At 70.3% G+C, this 16,248-nt stretch carries 10 protein-coding genes; 3 read left to right on the top strand and 7 right to left on the bottom strand.

All coding sequences use genetic code 11. The features are described 5' to 3' along the window. Positions 1-52: 52 nt before the first annotated feature. Positions 53-4,342: a discoidin domain-containing protein gene (locus OHU74_RS27085; protein WP_371618261.1), complete on the bottom strand. Its 4,290-nt coding sequence runs from the start codon at positions 4,340-4,342 to the stop codon at positions 53-55. A 230-nt stretch (positions 4,343-4,572) separates the two neighbouring features. Here OHU74_RS27085 and OHU74_RS27080 point away from each other — a divergent pair, with 230 nt between their 5' ends. Beyond that, positions 4,573-6,174 carry an ATP-binding protein gene (locus tag OHU74_RS27080; RefSeq protein WP_371618260.1) on the top strand — a complete coding sequence of 534 codons (1,602 nt, stop codon included), beginning with the start codon at positions 4,573-4,575 and terminating at the stop codon, positions 6,172-6,174. Further along, positions 6,171-6,926, top strand: coding sequence for a response regulator (locus OHU74_RS27075; RefSeq protein WP_371618259.1), 756 nt, complete (start codon positions 6,171-6,173; stop codon positions 6,924-6,926). The genes OHU74_RS27080 and OHU74_RS27075 overlap by 4 nt, the downstream gene beginning before the upstream one ends. Before the next feature lie 12 nt (positions 6,927-6,938). Here OHU74_RS27075 and OHU74_RS27070 read toward each other — a convergent pair whose 3' ends face one another. The 3 genes from OHU74_RS27070 to OHU74_RS27060 all read right to left on the bottom strand — a co-directional run bounded on the left by OHU74_RS27070 (position 6,939) and on the right by OHU74_RS27060 (position 11,350). After that, positions 6,939-8,531: a cation acetate symporter gene (locus OHU74_RS27070; protein ID WP_371618258.1), complete on the bottom strand. Its 1,593-nt coding sequence runs from the start codon at positions 8,529-8,531 to the stop codon at positions 6,939-6,941. Further along, the gene (locus OHU74_RS27065; RefSeq protein ID WP_371618257.1) at positions 8,528-9,076 is read right to left on the bottom strand and encodes a DUF485 domain-containing protein; all 549 of its coding nucleotides are present in this window, start codon (positions 9,074-9,076) and stop codon (positions 8,528-8,530) included. The genes OHU74_RS27070 and OHU74_RS27065 overlap by 4 nt, the downstream gene beginning before the upstream one ends. Positions 9,077-9,229: 153 nt before the next feature. Beyond that, positions 9,230-11,350: a type IIA DNA topoisomerase subunit B gene (locus tag OHU74_RS27060; RefSeq protein WP_371618256.1), complete on the bottom strand. Its 2,121-nt coding sequence runs from the start codon at positions 11,348-11,350 to the stop codon at positions 9,230-9,232. A gap of 446 nt (positions 11,351-11,796) precedes the next feature. Between OHU74_RS27060 and OHU74_RS27055 the strand changes: the two genes are divergently transcribed. Continuing rightward, positions 11,797-12,033 carry a hypothetical protein gene (locus OHU74_RS27055; RefSeq protein ID WP_330298965.1) on the top strand — a complete coding sequence of 79 codons (237 nt, stop codon included), beginning with the start codon at positions 11,797-11,799 and terminating at the stop codon, positions 12,031-12,033. 179 nt (positions 12,034-12,212) lie between these two features. On the opposite strand, the gene OHU74_RS27050 is transcribed toward OHU74_RS27055, so the two are convergent. The 3 genes from OHU74_RS27050 to OHU74_RS27040 all read right to left on the bottom strand — a co-directional run bounded on the left by OHU74_RS27050 (position 12,213) and on the right by OHU74_RS27040 (position 16,239). Then, a complete protein-coding gene (locus OHU74_RS27050) occupies positions 12,213-13,172 on the bottom strand; it encodes a trypsin-like serine protease (protein WP_371618255.1) in 960 nt (319 codons plus the stop codon). A 99-nt stretch (positions 13,173-13,271) separates the two neighbouring features. Continuing rightward, complete coding sequence (locus tag OHU74_RS27045) at positions 13,272-14,849, bottom strand: RNA polymerase sigma factor (protein WP_371618254.1); 1,578 nt, start codon at positions 14,847-14,849, stop codon at positions 13,272-13,274. 448 nt (positions 14,850-15,297) lie between these two features. After that, positions 15,298-16,239, bottom strand: coding sequence for a FadR/GntR family transcriptional regulator (locus tag OHU74_RS27040; RefSeq protein WP_371618253.1), 942 nt, complete (start codon positions 16,237-16,239; stop codon positions 15,298-15,300). Between the last annotated feature and the right edge of the window lie 9 nt (positions 16,240-16,248).

Raw genomic sequence — 16,248 nt, 5'->3', positions numbered from 1 at the left:
CGGCGGGGCGCCCCCGAGGGGTGCCCCGCCGCTCCACTGCTCCGCTACCCGCCTACGGCAGCTGGTTGATCTTGAACGTCGAGGTCGTGTTGCGCACGTCCACGGCGTTGTCGTTCATCTTCAGGTTCTGGATGGTGACCTCACCCACCGCCGGACCCTGGCCCGCCTCGGGCATCTCGTTCGCCCACAGGCCGAACCCGGACTTGGCGTCGAAGGCGTCGCCGCTCTTCTTGGCCCCGGTGATGGTGATGTCCTTCAGGATGGTGTCCTTGATGGGATTGACCGGCTGGCCGCCGACGTACTGCGTCTGGAACATGATTCCGCTGTACGTCGGGTCGATGATGTCGACGTTGTTGACCCGGATTCCCTGGAACACCTTGGAAGCGGAGAAGATCCAGATTCCGGGGAAGGTCTGCGCACCCCAGAAGTGGCCTCCGGACCGGACGATCGAGATGTTCTCGAAGGTCGTCGGGTCGGTCCCGAATCCGTTCATCGGATACCCGAAGTCCAGCGAGCTGATGGTGATGCCCGAGTAGACGAGGGTGTCGGCGATGTAGACGTTGCGGAAGGTGTTGTTGAAGCCGCCGTAGACGGCGACACCGGCCGCGCGCCAGGTCAGGATCGTGGTCAGGTTCTCGTAGACGTTGTTCTTCATGTCCGCGCCGCCCGCATCGATCGCGGAGAACAGCGCGAAGCTGTCGTCACCCGTGGAGCGCGCCTCGTTGTTCGAGACGAGGTTGTCCGTGCTGCCGTTGGTCATGTTGATGCCGTCGGCGAAGGTGTCGCGGATCCGCGAGTTCTTGATGGTGATCCGGTCGGTGTTGGCGCCCCAGTACAGGCACACCGTGTGCTCGTTCCAGACGTTGTCGATGGTCATGTCGGTGACGTTGGAGAAGTCGAAGACCTTCCCGGGACCGTCGATGCGCGAGGTGTAGTTGCCGAAGTAGGCGAAGCCGGAGAAGGAGGATCCCTTCGCGGTGCCCTCCGCGCGCCAGCCGTTGTCGGTGTTGTCCTGCGAGGACGGGGCGTGGAAGCGGGTGAACCACGGTCCGGCGCCGACGACCTGCACGGCCTTGCCGTACACCTGGAACTTGCTCGCCGTGTCGTAGTCGCCCGGCGGCAGGTAGACGCCCACGAGCTTGCCCGTGGTGTCCATGCGGACCTTGTCCAGGGCGTTCTGCACGTCCTGGTGGGTGAATCCGGCGGGCACGGTGTACGTCGCCGGGTCGGGGTTGGGGACGGCGGTGGCCTGCTCCAGGCTCACGAAGTCGATCGCGTAGGTGGTGGTGTTGGCGGCGTCCTTCTGGAGGCGGATCTTGCTGCCCGCCGGGACGGTCTCGCCGAGGAGGATGTTCGCCTCGTCGTAGATGTGCCGCGGGGCGCCCGCGGTCGGGGAGTTGCCCGGGCCGGCCTCGGCCCCGTAGAGCCAGGAGTACTTCGAGGTCAGCGGCAGGGCCTTCTTCAGGACGCCGTTGACGTAGACGTCGATGGTGGAGTCGATGCCGCCGCCGCCCGGGGCGTCCGGGATGGAGAAGCGGGTGACCAGGGTGTTGGTGGCGGCCCGGGTGGTGAATTCGACGTACTCGCCGGTCGCGTCCAGGCTGACCGCCTTGCGGCCCGAGGCCTCGCCGGCGATGTCGCCGATGGTGCGGTTGGGGCCGACGACACTGGCGCCGCCGCCGACCACGCCGTCCTCCGCCTCGTAGGTGTCGAAGGGCATGTTCGCCCCGCGGCCGACGAAGAAGGGCTTGGTGGAGGTGTTGTTGACGCGCTTGACCGGCAGTTCGTTGGCGTCGTCGGCGAGGACCACCTTGACGGTGTACTTGCCGTTGGCGGCGGTCCAGTTGCCGAGCGCGATCGGGGCCGTGGAGGCACCGGCCGCGAGGGCGCCGCTGAAGGAGCCCGTCAGGGTACGGACGGTGGCGCCGGCCGCGTCCTGCAGGGTGAGGGTGACGTTGTGCGTGCCCGCGGCGGCGGCCACGGTGCCCTGGTTCTGGACGGTGACGGAGAAGCCCACCGACTGTCCGGCGGAGGGGGCGCCCGGGGACCAGTTGACGGCCGAGGCCACAAGGTCCGAGCTGTCGACCGGCTTGACCACCAGCGGGGAGCCGGTGAAGGAGTTGTTGGTGTCGTTCTGCTCGACGACCGTGTTCGCCTCGTCGACGATCGCGCTCAGCGGGTACGAACCGGCGTCGCGCGGGCCGATCCCGGCGGTGACGGTGGCCGTGGCGCCGGCGGCCAGCGCGGGCACGGCAGCGGTGGCGATCTTCGAGCCGCCGAGCTGGAAGGAGACGGCGGTCGCGCCGGCCGGGGCCGGGCCGGTGTTCTTGACGGTGGCGGACAGGGTGACGGAGTCCGACTCGACGGGAGCCGCCGGGGTGGCGCTCAGCGCGGTGATCTGGAGGTCCGGGTTGGGCGCCGGGACGCCGATGACCTGGAACTCCGCGATCTGGCCGTTGGAGGCGCCGGTGTTGGAGGTGAAGCGCAGCTGCACGTCCGCGACCCGGGCGGTCACCGGGATGGTGACGGTGTTGGATCCGGCGGCCGGGTTGAAGACGTAGTCCTTGGCGGCGACGAGGCTGCTGACGCCCGAGGCGCTCTGCTCGCGGCCGAGGACCTGGATGTTCTGGGTGCGGGTGCCCCAGCTGCTGTCCGGGTTGAGCTTGAGGACCAGGCGGTCCACGTCGGCGTTGGCGCCGAGCTTGACCGTCAGGGTGCTCGGGTAGGCGCCGGCCGCGCCCTCCCAGTAGGTGGAGGTGCTGTTGTCGACGGCGTTCTCCGCGACGAAGGTGTTGATCACGGAGGAGCCCTCGACGGGCTTGCCGACGGCCAGGTTGGAACCGCCGCCGCCGCTGCCGCTGCGGGTCACGGAGTTGCTGTCGCCGGAACGGTTGCCCGCCGCGTCCTTGGCCCGGACGAAGTAGCTCACGGTGGCGGTGGCCGGCTGGGTGTCGGTGTACGTGGTGAGGTTGCCCGCGACCGTGGTGAGCAGCGTGTTGTTGGCGAAGACCTCGTAGCCGGTGACGCCGACGTTGTCGGTGGAGGCCTGCCAGGCCAGCTTGATCTGGCCGGAGGCCGGCTCGGTGAAGGACAGGGATCCCGGGGTGGTCGGGGCCTGGGTGTCACCGGTGTCCCCGGCGCGGGTGACGCTGTTGCTGTTCGCCGACTGGTTGCCGGCCGCGTCCTTGGCGCGGACGTAGTACGTCACGCTCGCGGAGGCCGGCTGGGTGTCGGTGTAGCTGGTGACGTCGCCGGCGAGGCTGGTGCGCAGCTGGTTGTTGGCGTAGACGTCGTAGCCGGTGACACCGGTGTTGTCGGTGGCGGCGTTCCAGGTGAGCTTGATCTGACCGGTGGCGGGCTCGGTGTAGGCGAGCTGGGCCGGTGCGGTCGGCGCCTGGGTGTCACCGGTGGTCGGGCCGTAGATCTCCAGCTCGGAGAGCTGCCCGCCGGGCTGTACGGAGTTGAGCGATATCCATACGCGCACGTAGCGGGTGGTGGTGGCGTCGAAGGTGATGGTCACGGCGTTGCCGCCGGCGGCGTTGAAGTCGTACGCCTTCGACGCGGTCAGGTCGGAGTAGTCCGTGCCGTTGGCGCTGCCCTGGATCTTGAGCGTCTGGCTGCGGGCGCCCCAGTTCTCGGGCAGCTTCAGGACCACGCGGTCCACGCGGACGGAGGAGCCTAGGTCGGCCTGGAGCCACTGGGGCATGGCGTTGTTGACGCTCTCCCAGTAGCTGGCCGTGTTCCCGTCGTTGGCGTTGCCGGGGACGTAGACCTGGGTGCTGCTGCTCGCGGTGAGCGTCTTGCCGAGCGCCAGGTTGGTGCCGGATTCGCCGGGGGCGTGGACTTCGAGCTCGGAGAGCTGGGCGGCCTGCCAGCCGGTGTTGGCGGTGATGTCGATCCGGACGTACCGGGTCTGGGTGGCGGGGAAGCCGATGGTGACCACGTTCCCGCTGCCCTGGCCGAAGGTGTACGTGGCCGAGCCGACCAGGGTGCTGTAGCTGGTGCCGTCGGCGCTGCCCTGGACGGACAGGGTCTGGTTGCGGCTCTCCCAGGCGGCGGGGAGCTTGAGGACCACCTGGTCCACCCGGGTGGTGGCTCCGAGGTCGGTCTGCACCCACTGCGGGAACGTGCTGCCGGCGCTCTCCCAGTACGTGGACTGGTTGCCGTCGGTGACGTTGACGGCGGCGTAGCCGCCGTTGGTGCTGCTCGCCGTGGCGGGGCGCCCCGCCGAGATGCTCGGTCCGCCGGCGGCCACGGCGGTGAGAGCGGGCCAGCCCAGCATCAACAGGGCTGTGCTGATCAAGGCGGCCAGGGTCCGCCATCTCCAGTTGTGCCTTCTCATATGTCCTCGTCCCTCGACATGAACTTTCTGAACCATGGGAGATAGGAATTTGCGATGTTCGGTGCGAGAGTTGCAGAGCTTTGCCGAGTCGTCTACCGCTCTGACCGCACTTTTATGGCGTCATCGCTTGCGCAAGCTGGGCGCAAATAACGCAAGCCATTTGCGTGCATGAGGGAAATTCCGCTTACGCCCGAACCGCCCTACCGTTCCTACTCATGCGGTTCCTCCACATGAGCGCTCGGCGCCTCGGGCTGCCCAGACGGGCCGTCTCCCAGATCCTCCTGACCCAGCTGGCCATCGCCGCCGGGGTCCTCGCCCTGGCCACCGGCCTGTTCCTGGCCCCGCTGAGCGCGCAGCTCGACGACCAGGCCATGCGACGCGCCCTGGCCATCGCCCAGAGCGCGGCGGCCGACCCTTCGCTCGCCGCCGACCTCCTCGACTCGGGCCCCTCACCGGACGGCCCGGTCCAGGCCTCGGCCGAACGGATCCGCAGCGCCACCGGCGCCGAGTACGTGGTCGTCATCGACCTGAACGGGATCCGCCGCTCGCACCCGAGCCCCGACCGGATCGGGCATCCCGTCTCCACCGACCCCGGCGACGCCCTTGCGGGCCGCGAGGTCATGGAGATCGACGAGGGCACCCTGGGCCGCTCCGCGCGCGGCAAGGTGCCGCTGCTCGCCGCCGACGGCGAGATCGTCGGAGCCGTCTCCGTCGGCATCGACTACTCGGGGGTCCGCGACCGCTTCCTCGGCGCCATCCCGGGGCTGCTCGCGTACGCGGGCGGCGCCCTGGCGGCAGGTGCGCTCGCCGCCTACCTGCTCTCCCGCCGGATCCAGCGGCAGACCCGCGACCTGGCCTTCTCCGATATCGCGAGCCTGCTCGCCGAGCGCGAGGCCATGCTGCACTCCATCCGCGAAGGGGTGATCGCCCTCGACCGGGACGGCCGGGTCCGGCTCGTCAACGACGAGGCCGCACGGCTGCTGGGCCTCACCCCCGCCTGCGCCGGAGCCGTCGCGGGACGCGCGCTGGACGAGGTGCTCGGCGCGGGCCGCACCACCGACGTCCTCGCCGGCCGGGTCACCGGCCGCGACCTGGTCACCGTCCAGGGCCCCCGGGTGCTCGTCGCCAACCGGATGCCCACCGAGGACGGCGGAGCCGTGGCCACCCTGCGCGACCGCACGGAGCTGGAGAACCTCGGCCGCGAGCTGGACTCCACCAAGGGGCTGATCGACGCCCTGCGCGCGCAGGACCACGAGCACGCCAACCGCCTCCACACCCTCCTCGGCCTGCTGGAGCTGGGCTTGCACGAGGAGGCCGTGGAGTTCGTGACGGAGGTCGTCGGCGTGCACCGCAGCACGGCCGAGCAGGTCACCGAGAAGGTCCACGACCCGCTGCTCGCCGCCCTGCTGGTCGGCAAGGCCACCGTCGCGGCCGAACGCGGCGTCCCCCTGCGCCTGGCCGACTCCGCCCTGCTGCCCGACCGCCTCGTCGACCCGGGAGGGCTGGTCACCATCGTCGGCAACCTGGTCGACAACGCCCTCGACGCGGCGGTGGGCTCGCCGACGCCACTGGTCGAGGTCGACATCCGCGCAGAGGGCCGCACGGCCGTCCTACGGGTCCGCGACAGCGGCCCCGGCGTCCCGGTGGCGCGCCGCGAGGAGATCTTCACCGAGGGCTGGTCGACCAAGCAGCCCCGGGCCCACCGTGAACGCGGGCTCGGTCTCGCGCTGGTGCGGCGCCTGGCGGAGCGACAGGGCGGCACGGTCCGGGCCGGCGAGGCAGCGGACGGAGGGGCGGAATTCTCCGTCGTACTCCCGGAGGCCCTGCGATGAACGGGTCCGCGTCGAACGGACCCGCCGACAGTCCGAGCGGGGTGTCGGGCGACATCTCCGTATTGGTCGTCGACGACGACATGCGGGTTGCCCGGATCAACGCGGCGTACGTGGCCAAGGTTCCCGGCTTCCGCGTGTCGGCCCAGGCCCATTCGGCGGCCGAGGCGCTCGCGTTCCTCGACACCCACCCCGTGGACCTGATCCTGCTGGACCACTACCTCCCCGACGAGAACGGCCTCGACCTGGTCCGGCGACTGCGCGAACGCGGCCACCACGCCGACGTGATCATGGTGACGGCCGCCCGCGACCTGGCCACCGTCCAGGCCGCGATGCGCCTCGGCGCCCTCCAGTACCTGGTCAAACCGTTCACGTTCGCGGGCCTGCGCACCCGGCTGGAGGCCTACGGAGCCCTGCGCCGCACCCTGGACACGGGCGGCGAGGCCGAACAGGCCGAGGTCGACCGGATCTTCGGCGCCCTCGCCGCGGCCGGCGCCGACGCCCCGAACGACCTGCCCAAGGGGCACTCCCCCACCACCGCCGACACGGTCCGCCGGATCCTGCTCACCGCCGAAGGCCCGCTCTCCACCCAGCAGATCGCCGACCGCGCCGGCATCAGCCGCCAGACCGCCCAGCGCTACCTCAAACTCCTCGACCGCACGGGCCGCGTCACCCTGGCCCTGCGCTACGGCGAGACCGGCCGCCCGGAACACCGCTACGCCTGGCGCCCGGCCGACCCCGGCGGCGCGCACTGACCCGGCCGGGCCTCACACCGCTCCGGCTCCCGTCAGCGACCTGACCTCCGTCTCCGCGTGGAGCCGCTCGTCCGCCTCCTCCGCGGAGGTCACCGTGCCCAGCCAGCCCGCCAGGAAACCCAGCGGGATGGAGACGATGCCCGGATTCTGGAGCGGGAAGTACTGGAAGTCGACGCCCGGGAACAGGGATTCCGGGCTGCCGGAGACCACGGGCGAGAGCACCACCAGCAGCACCGCCGGGACGAGGCCCCCGTACACCGACCAGACGGCACCCCGCGTGGTGAAATCGCGCCAGAACAGCGAGTACAGCAGCACCGGCAGGTTCGCCGAGGCCGCCACCGCGAAGGCCAGTCCCACCAGGAACGCCACGTTCAGGTCCTGCGCGAGGAGCCCCAGCGCGATGGCCACCGCCCCGATCCCCACGGCCGCCGCCCTGGCCACCGCCACCTCGCTGCGCTGGCGGGCGTGGCGGCGCCTGAGCGAGGCGTACAGGTCGTGCGCGACCGAGGCCGACGAGGCCAGGGTGATCCCCGCGACCACCGCCAGGATGGTGGCGAAGGCAATGGCCGCCACGAACGCGAACAGCACCGCTCCCCCGGTGGACTCGGCGCCGCCCCCGAGGAACGCCGCGAGCAGCGGAACCGCCGTGTTCCCCGAAGCGTTGGAGGCTTTGACCTGCTCCGGCCCGAGCAGCGCCGCCGCCCCGAAGCCCAGCACGATGGTCATCAAGTAGAAGCCGCCGATCAGCGCGATCGCCCACACCACCGACCGGCGTGCCGCCCGCGCCGTGGGCACGGTGTAGAAGCGCGACAGGATGTGCGGCAGCCCCGCCGTGCCGAGCACCAGCGCGAGTCCCAGGCTCATGAAGTCGACGCGGGCCGTCCAGTCCCCGCCGTACTTCAGCCCCGGCCCCAGGAACCGGGCCCCGTGCCCGCTGCGCTCGGCGGCGGTGCCGAGCAGCTGGTCGAAGTTCCCGTGGAAGCGCAGCAGCACCATCACCGTCAGGGTGATCGCCCCGCCCATGAGCAGCACGGCCTTGACGATCTGGATCCAGGTGGTGGCCCGCATGCCGCCGAAGGACACGTAGATCACCATGAGCGCGCCGACCCCGATCACGGTCAGCGTCCGCGCGGCCCGGCCCGAATCGGCGAGCAGCAGGCCCACCAGGCTGCCCGCGCCGACCATCTGCGCGACGAGGTACAGCACCGAGACCACGACCGACGAGGTCCCGGCGGCGATCCGTACCGGCCGCTCGCTCATCCGCGCGGCGACCACGTCGGCGAGGGTGAAGCGGCCGCAGTTGCGGACGAGTTCGGCGACGAGGAACAGCACGACCAGCCAGGCGACGAGGAAGCCCACGGAGTACATCAGGCCGTCGTAGCCGAAGAGCGCGATCAGGCCGGAGATGCCGAGGAAGGAGGCGGCGGACATGTAGTCGCCCGCGATGGCGAAACCGTTCTCCAGAGGGGAGAAGAGCCGTCCGCCCGCGTAGAACTCCTCCGCGGAGCCGTGCCGGTTGCGGCTGACCCACGTGGTGATGCCGAGGGTGACGGCGATGAAGACGCTGAACAGGATCAGCGCCAGTGTCTGGTGCTCGCTGGTCACCGGCCCGCCCCCCGGGTCCGGTCGCGCTCCTTGGCGTCCGCCCGGCGCACCTGCTCCTGCTCGAAGACCGTCCAGCGCAGGTCCAGGGCCGCGCGGTCGCGCCGCAGCCGGGCGTGCCGGGCGTAGGCCCAGGTGAGCAGGAAGGTACTGAGGAACTGGCCGAGGCCCGCCAGCAGGGCCACGTTCACCGAGCCGACCACAGGCCGGGCCATCATGCCGGGCGCCGTGGTGGCCGCGATCACGTAGGCGACGTACCAGAGGAAGAAGCCGGCGGTCGCGGGGACGACGAACCTCCGGTAGCGGCCGCGCACCTCCTGGAAGGCGGCGCTGCGCTGCACTTCGAGGTAGATGTCGGACGCGCCGGGCGTGTGCGGGCCGGCGGCGGCGAACCGCGGCGGTGACGTTTCCGCACCGCTGCCCGCTTCCCCGCCCGCACCCTCGCCCACCCCGGCACCCGCGCCCTCGCCCCACCCGACGGCCAGCGCGTCGTACCAGGGGTCGTCCAGCCGGATCGTTCCGGCATCACGACCTTCGTGCTTGTCCACCGAACTCTCCTTGTCCGCTGCCGCATTGGCCGCGTGCCCACAAGGATGTGCGGGAGGGAAGGTTTCCGGACTGGTGTCCCGGTGGTCTTCACTCCATCAGGTGATGGAGCGGAGACCACCGGTGTGCCAGTGCGCCGGTGGTGCCCGCTGCGGTCAGGCGTCGATCCGCGAGCGGTCCAGGGTGGCGGCGGAGCTGGTGATGAACTCCTTGCGCGGGGCCACCTCATTGCCCATGAGCAGGTCGAAGACCGACTCGGCCGAGTCCAGGTCGCCGATGTTGATCCGCCGCAGGGTACGGAAGCGGGGATCCATCGTGGTCTCCGCCAGCTGGTCCGCGTCCATCTCGCCGAGGCCCTTGTAGCGCTGGATCGAGTCCTTGATCCGGATGTTCTTGCGCTGGTACTCCAGCAGGGTCTGGCGCAGCTCGTTGTCCGAGTACGTGTAGACGTACTTGTCCTGGCCCTTCTTCGGCTGGACGAGCTCGATCCGGTGCAGCGGGGGCACCGCGGCGAAGACCCGGCCCGCCTCCACCATCGGGCGCATGTAGCGCTGGAAGAGCGTGAGCAGCAGGCAGCGGATGTGCGCGCCGTCCACATCGGCGTCCACGAGCAGGACGATCTTCCCGTACCGGGCGGCGTCGATGTCGAAGGTCCGGCCCGAGCCGGCTCCTATGACCTGGATGATCGCCCCGCACTCGGCGTTCTTGAGCATGTCCGAGACCGACGACTTCTGGACGTTGAGGATCTTGCCGCGGATGGGCAGCAGGGCCTGGAACTCCGAATTCCGCGCCAGCTTGGCGGTGCCGAGCGCGGAGTCCCCCTCGACGATGAAGAGCTCGCTGCGCTCCACGTCGTCGCTGCGGCAGTCGGCCAGCTTGGCGGGGAGCGAGGAGGACTCCAGCGCCGTCTTGCGGCGCTGCGCCTCCTTGTGCTGACGGGCGGCGATCCGGGTCCGGGCGGCCGCGACGATCTTCTCCATCACGGCGCGGGCCTGCTGCTTGTCGTCGCGCTTGGTGGAGGTCAGGAAGGCCTTGAGCTCCTTGGCGACCACGGCGGCGACGATCCGGGTGGCCGCCGAGGTGCCGAGCACCTCCTTGGTCTGGCCCTCGAACTGCGGCTCGGCGAGGCGGACGGTGACCACCGCCGTCATGCCCTCCAGCGCGTCGTCCTTGACCACGTCGTCCTCGGCGACGCGCAGGAGCTTCGCCGAGCGCAGCACCTCGTTCACGGTCTTGGTGACCGAGCGCTCGAAGCCGGAGATGTGGGTGCCGCCCTTGGGGGTGGCGATGATGTTCACGAACGACTTGACGTTCGTCTCGTACCCCGTGCCCCAGCGCAGCGCGATGTCCACGCCGAGCTCGCGGGTGACCTCGGTGGGGGTCATGTGGCCCCGCTCGTCGAGGACCGGGACGGTCTCCTTGAAGGTTCCCATGCCGGTCAGGCGCTGCACGTCGCAGGCCGCCTTGTCCTGGGCGAGGTACTCGCAGAACTCGCTGATGCCCCCGTCGAAGCGGAAGGTCTCCTCGGTCTTGCCGGCCCCTTCGAGGGCGCGCTCGTCGCGCACCACGATGGTCAGGCCCGGGACGAGGAAGGCGGTCTGGCGGGCGCGCTGGTAGAGCGTGTCCAGCGTGAGCTTGGCGTCCTTGAGGAAGATCTGCCGGTCGGCCCAGTACCGGATGCGGGTGCCCGTCTTGCCCTTGGTGACCCGCTTGCCCTTGCGCAGCCCGTTGTCGGGGTCGAAGGGGCTGTCCGGGCCCTGCTCCGTGAACATCCCCGGGACGCCGCGGCGGAAGCTGATGGCGTGCGTGGCGCCGTTGCGGTCGACCTCGACGTCCAGGCGGGCGGAGAGGGCGTTGACGACGGACGCGCCGACGCCGTGCAGGCCGCCGGAGGCCGCGTACGACCCGCCGCCGAACTTGCCGCCGGCGTGCAGCTTGGTCATGACGACCTCGACCCCGGAGAGGCCGGTCTTGGGCTCGATGTCCACGGGGATGCCGCGGCCGTTGTCCCGGACCTCCACGGAGGAGTCCTCGTGGAGGATCACCTCGATGTGGTCGCAGTACCCGCCCAGGGCCTCATCGACGGAATTGTCGATGATCTCCCACAGGCAGTGCATGAGGCCACGGCTGTCGGTGGACCCGATATACATGCCGGGGCGCTTGCGGACGGCCTCCAGTCCTTCGAGGACGAGCAGGTGCCGCGCGGTGTAGTTGGAGCCGTCCCGGTCTGCTCCGGTCAGCAGTGCGCTGGAAGGCACGGACGTGTCGGCGGTCACGCAGTTCGCTCCTCGCTGAATTTCTTTTCTGGCCCGGTCGGGCGCAGTGGTGGCTCGGCTGCCGCTGGAAGGGTACCGAGGCCTGGTAGAGCCGATGCAACGCCACCCCAGCCTCTTCGTCAGCCTAGTGCAGATCCGTACGAGTGTTCGATCCCCCGTGGGAGTGAAGCAAACATCACGTTCCCTTCCACGCATGAACCATTTAGTGTTCGGGCACGTCCTCATGAACAACCGGCACTCAGCCGGAGAGGGCAGAACTGCGACAAGCGAACGACCTGACAACGCGAAACCGTAAAGCAACGCAATACGGCTCCTTCGCCGCCAACCGGCAACGGCCGGCCAGCTTCGGAAGGAAGTTTCGAGGAAAAGCCGCGAGCGGGAACGTTTTCGGCCTGGTTGGATGTTGACCCTGGTACGACAGCTCGTCGAGCTAGAGAAGAGGCGACGTGACTACTGTTCTGACACCCGCGACCCCGCTGACGGCCGCTGACCGATGCGACCGTTGTGGCGCCCAGGCATATCTGCGCGTCGTCCTGCTGAGCGGCGGTGAACTGCTCTTCTGCGCCCACCACGGGCGCAAGTTCGAGCCGGAACTCAAGAAGATCGCCGCGGAAATACAGGATGAGACCGAGCGGCTCACGTCCGCTCCGGCGGCGAATGCAGCCGACCCCGAGGACCGCTGACACAAGGCCTATACCTCGCATCCGACGAGCCAGGACCGGCCAGGCCGGTCGACGGGCGGGACCTCTGAGACCCAGGGGTACCGCCCGTCCTCATGCCCAGGACCGGGCGCCGTTCGCGGACCCGGTTCCACGGCGGGACCGGGCTCGGCGCCAGGCCGAGCCCGACATCGGGGCCGTGCTCAGCGCTTGGGCACCGGCCGCTCCCCCGCCAGAAGGCCCCTCCCGGGGCCCTGGGCGGGCCGTACGCCCACTCCCAGTCCTCCGTGGGCATCTGGACGGGTCCGCTCGCGCCGGCCCGTCTGCGAGCCGTTGGGGAAGTCGGCCACGAACCCCATCAGCGGTGCGATCCGCGTGTACACCCCCGGGCTGTCCGCCCGGGCGCAGCCGCGCCCCCAGGACACCAGCCCGATGAGCCGCCCCTGGGCCACCAGCGGGCCGCCGCTGTCCCCCTGGCAGGCGTCCTTGCCGCCCTCGCGGTCCCCCGCGCACAGCATGGAGTCGGCCCGGTACTGCCCGTCGGCATCCCCCGGGTACGCCCGCCCGCAGACCTCGTCCGCCAGCACCGTCACCCTGGCGGCCCGCAGCGCGTAGGCGTAGTCGCCGAATCCGCTCGTGTCGCCCCAGCCGTACACGGCCGCCTCGGTCCCCGCGGCGTACGCTGGATGCCCTGGGTCCGCCATGGGCAGCACGTGCTGCGCCGGCACGGCTTCGCCCAGCTCCAGTACGGCCAGGTCGCCCGCGTTGCTGCCGGGGTCGTAGCCGGGGTTCACCCGGGCGGAACGCACCGCGATCTCCCGGCCGTCTTCCGCACGCAGCTCCGTACGCCCGGTGATCACCCGGAAGTCCGGGACCGACTCGACCGGGCCGCCCAGCACCTGGCGCCCCAGGCAGTGCGCCGCGGTCAGTACCTTGGTCGGGGCCACCAGGACGCCCCCGCAGAACTGCCCGCCCCGCGTACCCCCGAACCGGTCACGGCTCGCGAGGGCCACGACCCACGGGGCATCGGCCACCTTCACCGGCTTCCCGCCGATCACCACGCTGTCCGCCGCTGCTCGCGGCGCCTGGCTCAGCGGGGCCGCCGCCGCTCCCGCGACCAAGGTCAGCGCTCCCGCCAGGACACGGGCAAAGGGACGACGCATGAGGCCTCCTGACTCCGAGTGTGCATGACTCCACCCAGAGTGGGACGCCCGGTGGCCGTGCGCACCCGCGCGGCCACCGGAGAAGGTCCTCGGCGGGGCTCAGTCCAGGTAGTCGCGCAGCACCTGGGACCGGGAGGGGTGACGGAGCTTCGACATGGTCTTCGACTCGATCTGGCGGATGCGCTCACGGGTGACCCCGTAGACCTTGCCGATCTCGTCGAGCGTCTTGGGCTGGCCGTCCGTGAGGCCGAAGCGCATCGAGACCACGCCGGCCTCCCGCTCGCTCAGCGTGTCCAGCACCGAGTGCAGCTGCTCCTGCAGAAGCGTGAAGCTCACGGCGTCGGCCGGGACGACCGCCTCGGAGTCCTCGATGAGGTCGCCGAACTCGCTGTCGCCGTCCTCACCCAGCGGGGTGTGGAGGGAGATCGGCTCGCGGCCGTACTTCTGGACCTCGATGACCTTCTCGGGGGTCATGTCGAGTTCCTTGGCCAGCTCCTCCGGGGTGGGCTCGCGGCCCAGGTCCTGGAGCATCTGGCGCTGGACGCGGGCCAGCTTGTTGATGACCTCGACCATGTGCACCGGGATGCGGATGGTGCGGGCCTGGTCCGCCATGGCGCGGGTGATCGCCTGGCGGATCCACCAGGTGGCGTACGTGGAGAACTTGTAGCCCTTGGTGTAGTCGAACTTCTCGACCGCACGGATCAGGCCCAGGTTGCCCTCCTGGATCAGGTCCAGGAAGAGCATGCCGCGGCCGGTGTAGCGCTTGGCCAGCGAGACCACGAGGCGGAGGTTGGCCTCCAGCAGGTGGTTCTTGGCGCGGCGGCCGTCCTCGGCGATGATCTCCAGCTCGCGCTTGAGCTTGGGCGCCAGCTTGTCGGAGTTGGCCAGCTTGTCCTCGGCGAAGAGACCCGCCTCGATGCGCTTGGCGAGCTCGACCTCCTGCTCGGCGTTGAGGAGGGGGACCTTGCCGATCTGCTTGAGGTAGTCCTTGACGGGGTCGGCGGTGGCGCCGGCCACGGCGACCTGCTGCGCGGGGGCGTCGTCCTCGTCGTCCGAGATGACGAAGCCCTTGCTCTCGCCGCCGTCCTCTTCCTCCTCGGACTCGGCCTTGGCCGCGCCCGCTCCCTCTTCCGTGGCCTCTTCGTCGCCGGCCTCGTCGGCGTCCTTCTTGGTGGCGGTCTTCTTCGCCGCCGTCTTCTTCGCGGCGGTCTTCTTGGCGGGCGCGGCCTTCTTGGCCGCAGCCGTCTTCTTCGCCGCCGTCTTCTTCACGGCGGGTTCGGTCGCTGTCTCCTGCGCGAGGGCGTCGGCGGTCTCCGGGGCCGCCACCTCGGTCTCCGGGGCCGTCGCGGCGACGGCCGGCGCGGCCGCCGTCTTCGCCGCGACCGTCTTGGTGGCCGTCCGCTTGGCGGGGGTCTTCGCTGCGACGCTCTTGCGGGTGGTGCGCTTGGGCGACTCCGCGGCACTGACCATCAGCGTCACACCCTCTTCCTCGAGGATCTGGTTGAGGCTGCGCAGAACATTCTTCCACTGGGTCGCAGGAATCTGGTCAGCCTCGAAGGCCCGACGCACGTCATCGCCGGCGATCTGCCCCTCGGCCTTGCCCCGCTCGATGAGCGCCATCACAGACTCGGAATCGGCGATCTCCGGCGGGAGCGTACGGGATGTGCTGGCCGACACGAACAACCTCTCGGAACGATGGAAACGGCTTCCGACCCCGGGCCTGGTGGTGCTGGACCGGAGCCGACGACCACCGACTGGGGATGGGCCGGCGGCGCGGGCAGGGGCCGGGGAGCTGTACAGCACCCCCAAGGGCTGCTGTCTTCCCTCCGTCGGCCATCACCTCTTAGGTCATCGCGTGACCTCGCGGAGCGTTACGCCCAATCTTCGTGGCCCGAGTCACACCCCGTTTGATGCCATGCCGGTCATACGGTCATAAATGTGGGTCCGGTGTGTCCGAACACGCCCCGTTTCGGGGGCCGGAGGACCGCTCGGGAGCGGCGCCGCCGGGCTCCGGGCCGCCGGGGCCCCGACGTCGAAGCCGCCGGACCCTCCCCCGGGGCCCGGCGACGCGTCGGCAGCTCTCCCGCCATCCCCGCACCCCAGCACACCCGAGCCCGTGGGCCCGTCAGTGCTCGCGCGGGGCGGGGACCACTCGCTCGACCTCCGGATGCACCGTCAGAAGCTGGCGCATCGCGTTCTCCGCGCCGATCGCGTCACCGGCGGCGATGGCCTCGACCATCCGCGCGTGGTGCGCGACGCAGGTCTCGCTGGGGCGGTCGCAGGCAGTGACGGGGCTGCCGGACACCTGGAGGGCGGAGGAGACGATGCCGGAGAGGTGCTCCAGCATGCGGTTGCCCGCGACCTGGATGAGCAGCGCGTGGAACTCGTTGTCCGCACGGGCGAAGGTGATCGAGTCTCCCTGGCCGAGGGCGTGACCCATGATCTCGACCATGTCGACGAGACGCTGCTGGATGTCCTGACGGCCGTGGCCGGCGGCGAGGCGGGCCGCGAGCGGTTCGATGGTCCAGCGGAGCTCACCCAGCTCGCGGCGCTGGTCGTCGCGCTGCGGGCCGAAGGCGCGCCACTCGATGATGTCGGGGTCGAGCAGGTTCCAGTCGGCGACCGGACGGACCCGGGTGCCGACGTTCGGGCGGGCGCTGACGAGGCCCTTGGCCTCCAGGACCCGCAGCGATTCGCGGACGACCGTGCGGGAGACCTCGAAACGCTGGCCGATCTCCTCGGGAACCAGCGGGCGGTCCGCGCCGAGGTCACCGGAAACGATCATCTGGCCGAGCTGCTGGACGAGTTGGCCGTGCAGTCCGCGGCCGCGGCTGCCGGCCGCGCGCCGGCCGACCCGGCTCAACTCGATGTCGGATCCGTCCCAGTGGGGCACTCCTACGCGGTCGGTCCCGGAGGCCTCCGCGAAGGGGTAGCGGTCGAGTTCGCCCGAGCCGGCGAGGCCGGAGTCGGCGTGGCGGGCGGCGGTCATCATGGTGTGCGCAAGGGTACTCACGAATCCTTTGTCGGCCTCGTCTCCACCGCCCTTGAGGTCTTTGGTGAAAAGCACACGAAAGGG

It is taken from the genome of Streptomyces sp. NBC_00454 (assembly GCF_041434015.1).
Classification (GTDB): Bacteria; Actinomycetota; Actinomycetes; order Streptomycetales; family Streptomycetaceae; genus Streptomyces.
Note: the sequence above shows the minus strand (reverse complement) of the source record. Positions and strands in the feature narration are given on the sequence as shown.

What these genes read in the sequence shown, in the direction of transcription:
- OHU74_RS27085 (WP_371618261.1), bottom strand. Translation starts at nt 4,342, where the DNA reads ATGAGAAGGCACAACTGGAGATGGCGGACCCTGGCCGCCTTGATCAGC.
- OHU74_RS27080 (WP_371618260.1), top strand. Translation starts at nt 4,573, where the DNA reads ATGAGCGCTCGGCGCCTCGGGCTGCCCAGACGGGCCGTCTCCCAGATC.
- OHU74_RS27075 (WP_371618259.1), top strand. Translation starts at nt 6,171, where the DNA reads ATGAACGGGTCCGCGTCGAACGGACCCGCCGACAGTCCGAGCGGGGTG.
- OHU74_RS27050 (WP_371618255.1), bottom strand. Translation starts at nt 13,172, where the DNA reads ATGCGTCGTCCCTTTGCCCGTGTCCTGGCGGGAGCGCTGACCTTGGTC.